The organism is Sutcliffiella horikoshii (assembly GCF_019931755.1).
GTDB lineage: Bacteria > Bacillota > Bacilli > Bacillales > Bacillaceae_I > Sutcliffiella_A > Sutcliffiella_A horikoshii_E.
Window position 1 is genome coordinate 1,512,060 of the sequence record NZ_CP082918.1, and the last position, 11,751, is coordinate 1,523,810.

Sequence of the window (11,751 nt, forward strand, 5' to 3'; positions counted from 1 at the left end):
AACTTTATAGGAAAAATAAAAGGAGAATTGTGAAGACCATTATTTCCATAGAGAGGGGGGAGTTCAATGAAAAACCTACTGAAAAAACTGTTTACACCTAAAAGCAGTCAAACATCCAACAAAGTAGAGGATATGTCTGTTACACAATTATTATTACAAATGGAAAAGTCTGTTGATTTTTTGAGATTTACTAATCAGACCAATGATGGTAGCAGGAAGGTCTGGATTAACTATTACTATACATTAGTGGATACTGATTTCCTGCATCGTGATATATTACATAGGATTTCTACTAGTTCCTGGAGCAATTTACAGGAATTAAAAAATATTCTACCAATCGAAGTAGTGACCATTAGCTCCGACCCGAAGGAAATAAGAGAAAAGCTGTTAACAGGCTTTATTTTTGTTCAAGTGGGAGAGAAGGACAAAAAAGGGTTGTTAGTCCGATCGGAGTTTGTGCAGACACGTGCAGTATCCCTTCCGGAAGTTGAGTTTAGTGTTATTGGCCCTAAAGAGTCTTTTGTTGAAAATATAGATTCTAATATCAACTTAATAAGACGACGCTTAAGCACTCCGATGTTGACTGTTGAACAGAAAATGTTAGGGACCATTTCCAGAACAAGAATTGCCGTGATGTCTCTGGATGGAATTGCGGATAGAGACAATGTGCAAACGGTCACGCAAAGACTTGATGAGGTGGAGTTTGATCATATAAATGACAGTTCCTATATAACACAACTAATATCGGATAATGGAAACTCCATTTTTCCGCTTCTTTTAGATACGGAGAGACCTGACCGGATTGTGTCCGCATTAACGGAGGGAAAAGTAGTGATTATGGTGGACGGTTCTCCTCACGGCCTTATTGGTCCTACTACTCTTGTGGAATTCTTCTCTTCCTTTGAAGATTATTATTTAAGCTATTGGCTATCATCTTTCTTCCGTCTAATCCGTCTGTTCGGGGTTGCGTTTTCCATCTTAGTAACTCCAGTCTATGTAGCAGTTCTAAGCTATCATTATGAATTGATTCCTAAAGATCTATTGAGTACATTGATATCTTCAAGGCGTGAGGTTCCATTGCCACCTATACTTGAAGCGATATTTCTTGAATTGACTATTGAATTGCTAAGGGAAGCGGGAGCAAGACTTCCTACAAAGGTAGGTCAGACAATCGGTATCGTGGGTGGAATTGTTATTGGGACGGCTTCGGTTGAAGCTGGTCTGACAAGTAACGTACTTTTAATTATCGTTGCGCTTGCTGCGCTTGCATCCTTTACGACACCAGTTTATAAGATGGGTAATACTATCCGACTCTTGAGATTTCCTTTTCTATTGTTTGCGGAATTATGGGGATTGCTAGGCATTGTTTTTTGCTTCTGCATTTTGGCAGCGCATCTGTTAAGGCTGACATCTCTCGGAAGGCCTTACTTGGAACCCATTTATCCTCCTAGGGTAAAAGATATGAAGGATGCTTTGTTACGACTACCTTTTTCGATGCAAACAGAAAGGCCAGGGCAATTAAGAACTAATAAACCTCACAGAATGGCCAAAACACGAAAAAAACCCAAAAAGGATATTGATGAATAATGAAATAAGAAGGGAGGCATGACATTGCAAAAAATTCCAAAGCAGTTCCAAGTTTCATCCTTTTTAGTGTTTTACTTAATTCATAGCACACAGTTTGGAGTTGGGGCACTTGGCTATCAGCGGATTATTGCAATGTCTGCCGGCTACGATGCTTGGATGGGGATTATCCTTTTTGGTGGGATTACCCATATTATTATTTATATGATATACAAGATATGTGAAAAAAGTAACGGAGACTTGGCGAGTGCCCATCGAATGGCTTTTGGGAAATGGTTAGGTAACCTTCTAAACCTCTTTTTTGTTATCTACTTCATCATGACAGCTGTTACCGTGCTGCGAACATATATTGAGGTGGTACAAGTTTGGTTATTTCCAGATTTGAGCACGTGGTTTTTTTCACTAATATTTTTACTCCTGGTGTATTACATCATTACAGGTGGATTTAGAGTCATTACAGGGATAGCCTTTTTGGGAGTTATGCTACCTTCTTATTTAATCTTAACAATTGTACTTCCACTTGAGTATGCAGATTTTCGAAATTTGCTACCAATATTCGATCATTCCCTTAAAGACATTATTCTGTCAGGCAGGGATATGACTTTAAGTATGCTTGGATTTGAGACGCTATTAATGTTCTATCCATTTATAAGCAAACCACAACAATCCAAAAAATGGGCTCATTTAGGAGTGTTTGTCACCTCATTCATCTATCTAATATTCGCGTTAATCACGTTTGCCTATTTCAGTGAAGGGAAGCTGCAAAAAAATGTATGGGCAACGCTCTCCATTTGGAAAATCATTGAGCTTCCATTTGTAGAACGTGTAGAATATATCGGAATTGCCAATTGGTGTCTTATTATCCTTCCTAATGTCTGCCTGTTTCTATGGTGTTCTAGCCGGCTTGCCAAAAGAATGACCAAATTGAAACACAGAACCGCATTAACAGGCATAACAGTTGTGGTGTTTATTATCATGAATCAATTCGAAGATAGAAAATTAATCAATGAATTAAACTCTTATTTGGGACAAGTAGGATTTTATATGGGCTATGTTTATATTCCCTTGTTATTTTTAGTTATTACATTTGTGCATTGGAGAAGGGGGAAAAAAGAAGATGAGAAAATATAATTACACCTGGGTTATTTCCATCTCAATCTGTCTCTTTCTTACAGGGTGCTTGGAAAAGGAAATAGTGGATGATATTAATATTGAATCAGTGGAGGGCTTTGATTTAATAGGGGAAAACGAAGTGATGGGTACTTTCGTTGTCCCTGTATATCAAGCCGATAAAAAGATTGTCAATGAAACATTTACCGCAATCTCCCAGTTGAACAAAGATATATTAAGGAGTGCGCAGAAAGAATCATCCGTCCCGATTGTTAACGGGAGCTTAGAGCTAGTGTTGTTCAACAAAGCGATGGCAGAAAAGGGTATTCTCCAACTAGTGGACGGTTTACAACGGGATGCAAGTATCGGAACAGGTTTATACTTGGCAATTGTGGATGGAGAGACAAAGGAACTATTAGAACAAAACCTTGGTACCAGGGGGACAGGGGATCATCTTTTCAACTTGCTTAAACACAATATAGAGAGACGGGACGTTCCAAAAACCAATTTGCATATTTTCCTGTCAGATTATTTTCAAAAGGGGAAGGATCCCAACTTACCTATTTTAAAGAAAACAGAAGATAGTGCAGAAATTGTGGGAGTCGCAGTTATGAAAAAAGATAAATATGAAATGACCATTCCGAATGAAAAATTGTTTTATTTTAAAACACTCGTGGACAAGCATTCCGATGGGACCGTTTCTTTAGAAGTGGACGGGAAAGAGGAATTCGTTTCTATTCGCAGTATTAAGACAGATAGGAAATTTAAGGTGAAATGGGAAGATGACACTCCTTCTATTAAAATAACAGTAAGATTGGATGGAGCGGTGAGAGAATATACCGGTAACAAAGTAACTCCAAAGGAATTGAAGGAGTTCCAAAAGTTGTTGGAAGATAAAATCATCAAAGAATCGCAATCAATGATACAGGAATTTCAGGAAAAAGGGGTAGATCCGATTGGCTTAGGATATGAAGCAAAATCTCGTAAAAGGGGCTTTGACTATAAAAAATGGAAAGACGAGACCTATCCAACTTTAAGGGTTCAAGTGGAGGCAGATGTGAGGCTTATCAGCACAGGTATTACGGAATAGGTCAGATGTCCAAGTGTGTTGAATATAATAGGATAACATCTGATAAGGGGGGCTAAACATGCCTCAGAAGATTCTGTTGTATTGTGATCCCGGGATTGATGATTCCCTGGCCATTATTTATGCGTTGTTGAACCCGGAAATTGAATTGGTTGGTATTGTGACAAGCTATGGCAATGTCGATCAAGAACAAGCAACGCAAAATGTGGCTTATCTTCTCGAACTTGGCGGCAAGAAGGATATTGTATTGATTGGCGGGGCGAAAACACCATTATCTGGTGAGTTTACTCCCTATTATCCTGAGAAGGATTAGGGCCAATTAAACCTCCGGCCACGATAAAAGGAGAATTATTAAACTTTGATGCAATCTTTAAATTAATTGAGGACTATGGAGAAGAATTGATCATTGTGGATGTTGGGAGGTCCACTTCCCTTGCCATTTCCTTTAACCTAGCTGGTGCAGAAACGATGAATGCAATTAAGGGTTTTTATTTAATGGGAGGTGCCTTTCTTACTCCAGGAAATGTAACCGCAGGAGCGGAAGCAAATTTCTATGGTGATCCGATTGCTGCAGGAATTGTAATGGAAAAAGTGAAAAATGGTGTTCTCTATCCGTTGAATGTCACGAAAGAAGCAATCATCACGCCGGAAATGATTGATGACATTATTAAGGAAGAAAACAACCCGTATCAAAGTCTTATCAAAGAGATATTTGATTATTATTTTAAAGCTTACCAAAAGCTAATACCAGGTATAGAAGGAAGTCCTTTGCATGATGTCATGACATTGTTTGCTGTGACAACGCCGCAAGCTTTCAAATATGTGGAGAAAGAAGTCAAAGTTGGGTTAGATGAGGGGAATTTAAGAGGAGTTAGTATCGCGGATTTTCGTCCAAAACCAGATGAGAAAGGAAATAAAGTGACTATTGCACTAGAGGTGGATCCAGAGGAATTCGCTGAAAACTTCGTAAAGGTCATGTCCTCGCCTATTTCGAACGAAAATTGATTATTGTAATATTTGGTAGTAAACAGTTCTATAGACTCATGACAGTACGTACTATAGTAGTGTGTGAAGTTATAGAACTGGAGGGATGATAATGGGAGTTAGGTTGATAAAAATTTCCGTTATCTATTTTTTGATAGGTGTTGGTATCGGTTATTATATGTCAACGTCACATGCATACAATTTGACGCCTGTACACGTTCATATTAATCTTCTTGGATGGACCGCTCTGACACTTGCTGGTATCATTTATATTTTATTTCCTGCAGCCGGAAAAACGAAACTTGCAACATGGCATTTTTGGTTACACAATATTGGATTGCCATTGATGATGGTTGGGTTGGCGTTTGTCGTATACGGTAATGAGTCTTTATTGATTTTGACAATTGTCGGGGCAAATTTAACAACTTTAGGTGTGTTATTGTTTGTGATAAATGTATTAAAGAACGTCAAGCAACCTGAAAGTGAATGATTTTTAATAATTGTCCAGTGCCCTAAAGGTGTACTGGATCTTTTTTGTTTTGCAACTATTCCTTTAGCATGGCTTTTGATATCATGAAATGTAAGAGCAATATGAAGAAGGGGTCGATTACATGTCATTTCACCAATGTCCAAACTGTCAAGAAGAAGTAAAATATAAAACCAAGTTAACCTCTGTCTTTTTTGGGTATCGCCCAATCAAGTGTGAGGGGTGCGAAACCGTTTATGAAGTAGATGAAAAATTCCGTTTCATCTTATCTCTTTATACTGTGCTAATACCGATTCTTATTGCTTATATGCTAAGTGCGATGATGGGGGTTTTACATACAAGATGGAGCCAAGTGCTTATTGTGTTAGTCTTTGGTTCAGCCGGGGTGTTTTATGCAGCAACCAAAGTGCGTTACAAGAAATCAAAGCTACAGCCGGCAGAAGAAAAGAAAGAAGAAAAAGCTAAATAAAAAACGAGAAGGATTTCGATTCCTTCTCGTTTTTTATGTTTTTTACACCTGATCTAGTACCCAGATCAGGAAGGCGGCCACTATGACCAGTGAGATAGCATGAAGTACAAAAGAACCGATAAAATCTTTTAAGACAATTAAATAATGGAATTGACTTTTCTTATTATTACGTACAATTCTTCTCGCTCTCGTATCCATCACTTCACTCCTACACACATGAAGAAATTTGTAAGTATATTATACAAAATATTCTAACAAATAATAAGTAATTAAGTAGAAATTTGTAAAAAAAACTAAATATATGTACACCAGTGTCATTTTACCACATAAAAGAAAAGTGGGTAGTTATTTTATCGGAATAATGATAAGGATGTTTAGCATGAGATTGTATATCTACGTCTTGTAAAATAATTGAAATAAAGATTGACGTTCCAATTTGTCTTAGTGTACTATCTAACTAGAACACTAAAACGCAAAGGGGAGTTTTAATGGAAACCAATGCTTTTAAAGGGTTGATGAGAAAAGAATGGCTGATTACAAAAAACCATTTTATTTTCCTTACATGTTTCAAGCTTTTTATTTGGGCAGCTGTATTGGGTGGGAGTTTGTTTACCAAGAACCATGAACTTTTGTATATTGCGACATCTATGATTATCGGAATTCATGTGATTTATATCACCATGATTGTAGGATCAGGACTGAGCTTAGAGGAAAAGTCGCAAATGTGGCTGCATAATCCACGTTCCACAACCATGATGTTAGGCAGTAAACTTCTGACAGGAATTTTGCTCCAAATCATCAGTCTATTTATGGCTTTCCTGTTATTAGGGTTAACGGTGTTCTTTTTGGATAGTCCAGGTGAAAACTTCTTAACAGCAGGGTCTATATTTCAAATGAGTATACAATTAACGTTTAGTGGCTTGGAACTTGCTATTTTTTACACGTTTTATTGGACAGTTTACCATTCGATGGGCAAGTTCGTTTTTTTAGCTAAGTTTAAAGTGGTTCTTTTCACGTTGTTTATCATTGCTAGCGTCCTTTTGATTCTATTTATTGAAAAGCAGTTGTTGGCAGGACTGCACTCGATTTTACCTTTTCCGGTTGAAATGACAAAATTCATGAATGTCTATATTGAAGAAGAGGGCCTCGGGATCAGATCTGGCAGCGAAAATATTTCATTGGCAGGTCTACTTATTTCTTCTATAAAAATAATTGGTCTCTTTTTTCTATCAAGTTGGCTCTTAAATAAGGCGGTGGAAGTCAAATGACAGCAAAATACGATGCTGATAAACCGATTTATTTGCAGATCATTGATCGGATAAGTAAAGAAATCGTTCGCGGTGTGTTAAAACCTGGAGATAAACTTCCTTCCGTGCGGGAAATGGCAATCCAGTCAGGTGTAAATCCAAATACCATTCAAAGAACATACAGTGAAATGGAGAGGATGGAAATCGTGGAAACCAAGAGAGGTCAAGGGACATTTGTTATAGATGATGAGGGGATGCTCATGAGGCTGAAAAAAGGCATGGAAACTAAAGTCGTAGAAAGTTTTGTCCAAAGCATGAGGGAGATCGGTGCTTCAGAAAAAGAGATTGTTGAAAGTGTGGAAAGATTTTTGGAGGAGGGGGAGAATCGGAAATGATCAAATTCAAACAGGTTAGTAAAAAATACGGCAATGATATTGCAGTGAAGAATGGGGACCTATCCTTTGAAAAAGGAAAAATCATAGGATTGCTTGGTCCAAACGGAAGCGGAAAATCTACCAGTCTGAAAATGATCGCCGGTTTGGTAAGGCCTGATAAAGGCAAGGTGACGGTGGATGGTGAGATAGCCGACAGACAGATTGCCAGAAAGGTAGCCTATATGACAGAACTTGACGTATTTTATGATGCCTTATCGGTAGAGGACATGGTCAAATTCTATGCGTCCCAATTCAAAGATCTCGATAAAGTGAAGGCGGAAGAGCTCTTGGTGTTCATGAAACTTGATCCATCCAAAAAGATAAAAACGTTGTCCAAGGGTAACAGAGGCAGGCTTAAGCTTGTGCTGGCCCTGTCCAGACAAGCAGATTACATTCTATTGGATGAGCCGTTTTCAGGATTGGATCCCATGGTGAGAGATTCAATTGTGAAAGGACTTCTAACCTTCCTCAATTTCGGCAAACAGACGATTATCATTGCGACCCATGAAATTGATGAAATTGAATCGCTGCTCGATGAAGTGGTGTTAATAAAAAATGGAAACTTTATTGCCCATCAAAACGTAGAACATATTAGGGAATCGAATGGATTGTCGGTTAAAGACTGGATGATTGGAAATTTACAGGAATAGGGGGGAGAAGGAATGGGCTATTACACGGGGCTGTTATTAAAAGATTGGAAGCTTTCGATGAAGGGACAGCTGCAGAATTATCTTTTTATTCTAGTGCTGTGGATGATAGGTGTTGGTGTATCGTTAAGACTGGATGAACCGGAAGTTTCCATAGCTGTTGGGCTGACTTTAATATGCATCCATATTTTCTACATGGGAACCGATATGGTGATGAATCTTTTAAAAGAGCAAAGATTAAAGATGTGGTTATATAATCCTAATCCTGCTCGATCTCTGCTTTCTAGTAAATTGGTAATCTCATTGTTCAACTGCCTGATTTCTATTACTTTTGCCATCGCATTGTATGCGATTTCCTGTTTCATCAGTGGCCAGCCTTTTTTACAAGGTAAGGAATTTATTGAAGGCTTTGCATTAATAGGTACCATTATAGGTGTTGGCATGTATTTAGCGATTTGGGCCATTTTTTTCTGGTCCCAATATGCTGCTGCAAAAGGGAAGCGCTTTGAGTATGTGCGTATCGCATTCAGCGGGTTAATTGCGTACTTTATTTTTCAGATACATCAAGGTTTCATGTTCAGTTCTTTATATGAACGACTCAAGGATGTTGGCAGTTTTCCTTCCGTATCTTTAGGTACTATAGTCACAAATGAAACGCAAGATGGGTATCAGGAAATTTCGCTAGGAGTTAGTTTGTCAGAGTTTTCCCTTGCGCTGTTTACGGTATTTCTAGCTGTAAGTGTATTGGTTTTTTTCCTCTCAGTAAAAAATATGAAGAAAATAGAAGTATAAAAGGAGCTATGTAGCATGAGTGATGTGGCAGTAAAGCTTACAAACGTTTGCAAGGACATAGGTAGCAAGGAAATCATTAAAGATGTATCTTTTGAAGTGTATAAAGGAGAAGTTTTCGGTTTTCTTGGACCAAACGGAGCCGGAAAAACGACAACCATTCGAATGATGGTTGGATTAATGAGTATTACTTCAGGTGATATTTACATCGACGGAGCAAGCATTAAGACGGATTATGAGAAGGCGGTTCGCCAAGTGGGAGCAATAGTCGAGAATCCGGAAATGTATAAGTTTCTGACGGGATATCAGAACTTGAAACAATATGCCAGGATGATGCCCGGGATTACAGCAGAACGATTGGATGAAGTAATAGAATTGGTCGGATTAACCGGTAGAATCCGTGAAAAGGTTAAAACCTATTCATTAGGGATGAGGCAACGCTTAGGAATAGCGCAGGCCTTATTACATAAACCGAAAGTGTTGATTCTTGACGAACCAACAAACGGGCTGGATCCTGCAGGTATACGTGAGATACGAGATTATTTACGAAGTCTTGCCAGGGAAGAAGGAATGGCGATTGTTGTTTCAAGTCATCTACTATCCGAAATGGAACTAATGTGTGATAGAGTCGGTATCATCCAAAAGGGTGAGTTAATTGATATTCAAAGTATAAGGGACTTTATAAACGATGGCGGTAAAACTTTGTATCAACTGGAGTGTGAACCGGCGGAAGAGGCGATGGAACTGATGCGTGAAATGGATATGCCTCATAATCTTGCAGAGGGCAGATTGCAGGCGGAGATGGATCGTGCAGCTGTCCCTATGTTTATCAAAAGTTTAGTAGATCGAGATATTGCTGTTTTTGAAGTGAAGGAAGTAACGAAAACCTTAGAAGACAAATTCTTAGAAAAAACGTCACAGGAGCGAGGTGTCTAACAATGAAAAATTTAATCCAAAATGAACTAATTAAATGGTTTAGAAGGCCAAGCTTTTATGTGATGAGTGCGATTTTGGTGTTATTGTCGGCCGTTGGAGTCATTTTTACTATCATGATGGGATCAATGCTGGACGATGCGAGAAATGAAGGAGGTGCGAATGGCCAAGAGCTTAGCTGGGAGGAATCCTTAGAGCAGGAAAATCAATACCTGGAAATGACTATTGAAGAGTCAGAGGAAGGGGATAGAGCCAATCTCGAGCGACAGTTGGCAATCAATGAGCACCGCTTGGAAAATGATATGGAACCCACAACTGGGAACACTGTGTGGACATATATGAATGAGAATTTTGGATTGACAAGCCTGATTACTCTATTTGTTGTCATCATTGCGGCAGGTATGATTGCTAGTGAATTTACTTGGGGGACCATCAAGCTCTTAATGATCAGACCCATAAGAAGAAGTAAGATTTTGCTGGCAAAATACATCAGCGTACTTGTGTTCATGGTCATTTTTTATACAATCTTTTTTGTGAGTACATTTGTAACGGGTGCTATTGCTTTTGGTTTTGATAGTACGCCTTCCCTATTGTATGTTGGTGGTGAAGTGCTTGAGGTTCATCCATTTTTATACTTACTATTAAAACTGGCATTAAGCAGCTTAGGGGTAATCATGTTCGCTACTATCGCCTTCATGATATCCAGTGTATTCCGGAATAACTCGCTTGCAATCGGGATTTCTCTATTCCTACTTTTTACAGGAACCCAGATTACTACGCTGATTGCCATGAAGTTTGAATGGGCCAAGTATTCTCCTTTTGCCAACATTCATTTTGAAACATTGCTTGAAGGAATGCAAATTGTTCCAGGAGTTAGTTTTGGCTTCTCTTCGGTCATGTTTTTAATCTATTTTGTGTTGTTGCATGTGGTTAGTTTCTGGACATTTGTGAAACGTGACATTGCTGCTTAACTATTTAGCTTAGTGGAACGGAACTGGTTGACATAATATAGTGTATGGTAATAATGGTGTATTTAACGAGTATATGTGGTATTACAACTATAAGGTCCTTTGCCTGTCATTTCGACCAATCCTTAAACAAGTAGGTGATGTTGATGGAACTGGTGAATATTTCATATTTGAAAAAAGGGCAGATACAAGGTTTTTTTGATAAGTTTCCACATTCCAAAGTGCTCTTTTCTCCCATCCGGAAGTATTATTTTGTCTCTTATGTTTACTGGGATGAACGGGACCCGATAGTATTGCAGGAAGATTTGGAGAAAATGGAACTGCTCTTTAACAGCTATATGGGGAGAGAAGCATTTTATCGAAAGAGAAAAAGAGCGGATAGTGGAGTGGGAGGTGCCTGAGATAATAGGTGCCTCTTTTTTTGCGCGTGGGTATTGGGCCTCGAGCAACCAATCTTCCCATCCAATCGCTTAATCAATATAGGCCAACACCTCCGCCTTATAAAGCCCATAAGCCCAAAACTTTCATGCTGCAAAGGAGATGACCTATAGATTAAGATGGTTTGATGATCATTAAGATAAAGATGAGAAATCCCAAAATGCAGGTCAACCAGTAGAGATTACTGATTTTGTATAGAGTGGCATCCTGCTCGGCTGGCAGTTGAGTAGAGGCTCTGTTTTCAGGGTGTAGTAACCAACGCTGAAGTTCACTAAGTGCAGGAGAGATAAATCCGATCACAATGACTTGGATGGAAAGGTATATAACGAGAGAACCAAATAGCCACACTTGGAGGATAGAACCATAGTTGCCAAAGAGAACTAGCAGTATTCCAGTTATCACCGCAAGTGTTCCACCAATTTTAGGGAAGTAGTCAAGTTTGTGTTGTAATAGGATGTTGTGTCGAAGGTCTGAAATGGTCTGATGTTTTCTAAGGAGTATATTTCCGAAAAATGTGGGACCAATTCCAATGACGGCAACCAAGACATGAATCAGTACAAGCCATTTCATAGGC

14 protein-coding genes and 1 pseudogene are annotated in these 11,751 nt (G+C 38.7%); 13 read left to right on the forward strand and 2 right to left on the reverse strand.

From position 1 onward, the window contains the following. Window positions 1–66 precede the first annotated feature (66 nt). From K7887_RS07770 to K7887_RS07795, 6 genes and pseudogenes are all read left to right on the forward strand, one after another. Complete coding sequence (locus K7887_RS07770; RefSeq protein ID WP_223492962.1) at window positions 67–1,587, forward strand: spore germination protein; 1,521 nt, start codon at window positions 67–69, stop codon at window positions 1,585–1,587. 18 nt (window positions 1,588–1,605) lie between these two features. Then, on the forward strand, window positions 1,606–2,715 hold the full coding sequence (locus tag K7887_RS07775) for a GerAB/ArcD/ProY family transporter (RefSeq protein WP_317849243.1): 1,110 nt from the start codon (window positions 1,606–1,608) through the stop codon (window positions 2,713–2,715). Further along, window positions 2,702–3,784, forward strand: coding sequence for a Ger(x)C family spore germination protein (locus K7887_RS07780; protein ID WP_223492965.1), 1,083 nt, complete (start codon window positions 2,702–2,704; stop codon window positions 3,782–3,784). Before K7887_RS07775 ends, K7887_RS07780 begins: the two co-directional genes overlap by 14 nt. Before the next feature lie 58 nt (window positions 3,785–3,842). Further along, a pseudogene (locus K7887_RS07785) lies at window positions 3,843–4,786 on the forward strand (nucleoside hydrolase). A 91-nt stretch (window positions 4,787–4,877) separates the two neighbouring features. After that, a complete protein-coding gene (locus K7887_RS07790; RefSeq protein WP_223492966.1) occupies window positions 4,878–5,255 on the forward strand; it encodes a cytochrome-c oxidase in 378 nt (125 codons plus the stop codon). 121 nt (window positions 5,256–5,376) lie between these two features. Next, window positions 5,377–5,721 (forward strand): TIGR04104 family putative zinc finger protein, encoded by a 345-nt coding sequence (locus K7887_RS07795; RefSeq protein WP_223492968.1) that lies wholly within the window; start codon window positions 5,377–5,379, stop codon window positions 5,719–5,721. 42 nt (window positions 5,722–5,763) lie between these two features. On the opposite strand, the gene K7887_RS07800 is transcribed toward K7887_RS07795, so the two are convergent. Continuing rightward, window positions 5,764–5,919, reverse strand: coding sequence for a hypothetical protein (locus K7887_RS07800; protein WP_010193242.1), 156 nt, complete (start codon window positions 5,917–5,919; stop codon window positions 5,764–5,766). Window positions 5,920–6,209: 290 nt separating this feature from the next. Here K7887_RS07800 and K7887_RS07805 point away from each other — a divergent pair, with 290 nt between their 5' ends. From K7887_RS07805 to K7887_RS07835, 7 genes are all read left to right on the forward strand, one after another. Further along, a complete protein-coding gene (locus tag K7887_RS07805) occupies window positions 6,210–6,989 on the forward strand; it encodes a hypothetical protein (RefSeq protein ID WP_223492969.1) in 780 nt (259 codons plus the stop codon). After that, window positions 6,986–7,363: a GntR family transcriptional regulator gene (locus K7887_RS07810; RefSeq protein ID WP_223492970.1), complete on the forward strand. Its 378-nt coding sequence runs from the start codon at window positions 6,986–6,988 to the stop codon at window positions 7,361–7,363. Before K7887_RS07805 ends, K7887_RS07810 begins: the two co-directional genes overlap by 4 nt. Next, complete coding sequence (locus K7887_RS07815) at window positions 7,360–8,052, forward strand: ABC transporter ATP-binding protein (RefSeq protein WP_223492971.1); 693 nt, start codon at window positions 7,360–7,362, stop codon at window positions 8,050–8,052. The genes K7887_RS07810 and K7887_RS07815 overlap by 4 nt, the downstream gene beginning before the upstream one ends. A gap of 12 nt (window positions 8,053–8,064) precedes the next feature. After that, window positions 8,065–8,841 carry a hypothetical protein gene (locus tag K7887_RS07820; RefSeq protein WP_223492973.1) on the forward strand — a complete coding sequence of 259 codons (777 nt, stop codon included), beginning with the start codon at window positions 8,065–8,067 and terminating at the stop codon, window positions 8,839–8,841. Between the two features lie 15 nt (window positions 8,842–8,856). Then, a complete protein-coding gene (locus K7887_RS07825; RefSeq protein WP_223492975.1) occupies window positions 8,857–9,774 on the forward strand; it encodes an ABC transporter ATP-binding protein in 918 nt (305 codons plus the stop codon). A gap of 2 nt (window positions 9,775–9,776) precedes the next feature. Next, window positions 9,777–10,742, forward strand: coding sequence for an ABC transporter permease (locus tag K7887_RS07830; protein WP_223492977.1), 966 nt, complete (start codon window positions 9,777–9,779; stop codon window positions 10,740–10,742). A 143-nt stretch (window positions 10,743–10,885) separates the two neighbouring features. Next, window positions 10,886–11,140, forward strand: a complete 255-nt coding sequence (locus K7887_RS07835) for a hypothetical protein (protein ID WP_223492978.1) — start codon at window positions 10,886–10,888, stop codon at window positions 11,138–11,140. Window positions 11,141–11,291: 151 nt separating this feature from the next. Here K7887_RS07835 and K7887_RS07840 read toward each other — a convergent pair whose 3' ends face one another. After that, a complete protein-coding gene (locus tag K7887_RS07840; protein WP_223492979.1) occupies window positions 11,292–11,747 on the reverse strand; it encodes a DUF2269 family protein in 456 nt (151 codons plus the stop codon). Window positions 11,748–11,751 lie beyond the last annotated feature (4 nt).

Bases quoted from the DNA above. Each gene is read 5' to 3' on its own strand.
- K7887_RS07805 (WP_223492969.1), top strand. From the start codon at position 6,210: ATGGAAACCAATGCTTTTAAAGGGTTGATGAGAAAAGAATGGCTGATT.
- K7887_RS07825 (WP_223492975.1), top strand. From the start codon at position 8,857: ATGAGTGATGTGGCAGTAAAGCTTACAAACGTTTGCAAGGACATAGGT.
- K7887_RS07835 (WP_223492978.1), top strand. From the start codon at position 10,886: ATGGAACTGGTGAATATTTCATATTTGAAAAAAGGGCAGATACAAGGT.
- K7887_RS07810 (WP_223492970.1), top strand. From the start codon at position 6,986: ATGACAGCAAAATACGATGCTGATAAACCGATTTATTTGCAGATCATT.
- K7887_RS07780 (WP_223492965.1), top strand. From the start codon at position 2,702: ATGAGAAAATATAATTACACCTGGGTTATTTCCATCTCAATCTGTCTC.
- K7887_RS07795 (WP_223492968.1), top strand. From the start codon at position 5,377: ATGTCATTTCACCAATGTCCAAACTGTCAAGAAGAAGTAAAATATAAA.
- K7887_RS07815 (WP_223492971.1), top strand. From the start codon at position 7,360: ATGATCAAATTCAAACAGGTTAGTAAAAAATACGGCAATGATATTGCA.
- K7887_RS07800 (WP_010193242.1), bottom strand. From the start codon at position 5,919: ATGGATACGAGAGCGAGAAGAATTGTACGTAATAATAAGAAAAGTCAA.
- K7887_RS07770 (WP_223492962.1), top strand. From the start codon at position 67: ATGAAAAACCTACTGAAAAAACTGTTTACACCTAAAAGCAGTCAAACA.
- K7887_RS07790 (WP_223492966.1), top strand. From the start codon at position 4,878: ATGGGAGTTAGGTTGATAAAAATTTCCGTTATCTATTTTTTGATAGGT.
- K7887_RS07775 (WP_317849243.1), top strand. From the start codon at position 1,606: ATGACATTGCAAAAAATTCCAAAGCAGTTCCAAGTTTCATCCTTTTTA.
- K7887_RS07830 (WP_223492977.1), top strand. From the start codon at position 9,777: ATGAAAAATTTAATCCAAAATGAACTAATTAAATGGTTTAGAAGGCCA.
- K7887_RS07840 (WP_223492979.1), bottom strand. From the start codon at position 11,747: ATGAAATGGCTTGTACTGATTCATGTCTTGGTTGCCGTCATTGGAATT.
- K7887_RS07820 (WP_223492973.1), top strand. From the start codon at position 8,065: ATGGGCTATTACACGGGGCTGTTATTAAAAGATTGGAAGCTTTCGATG.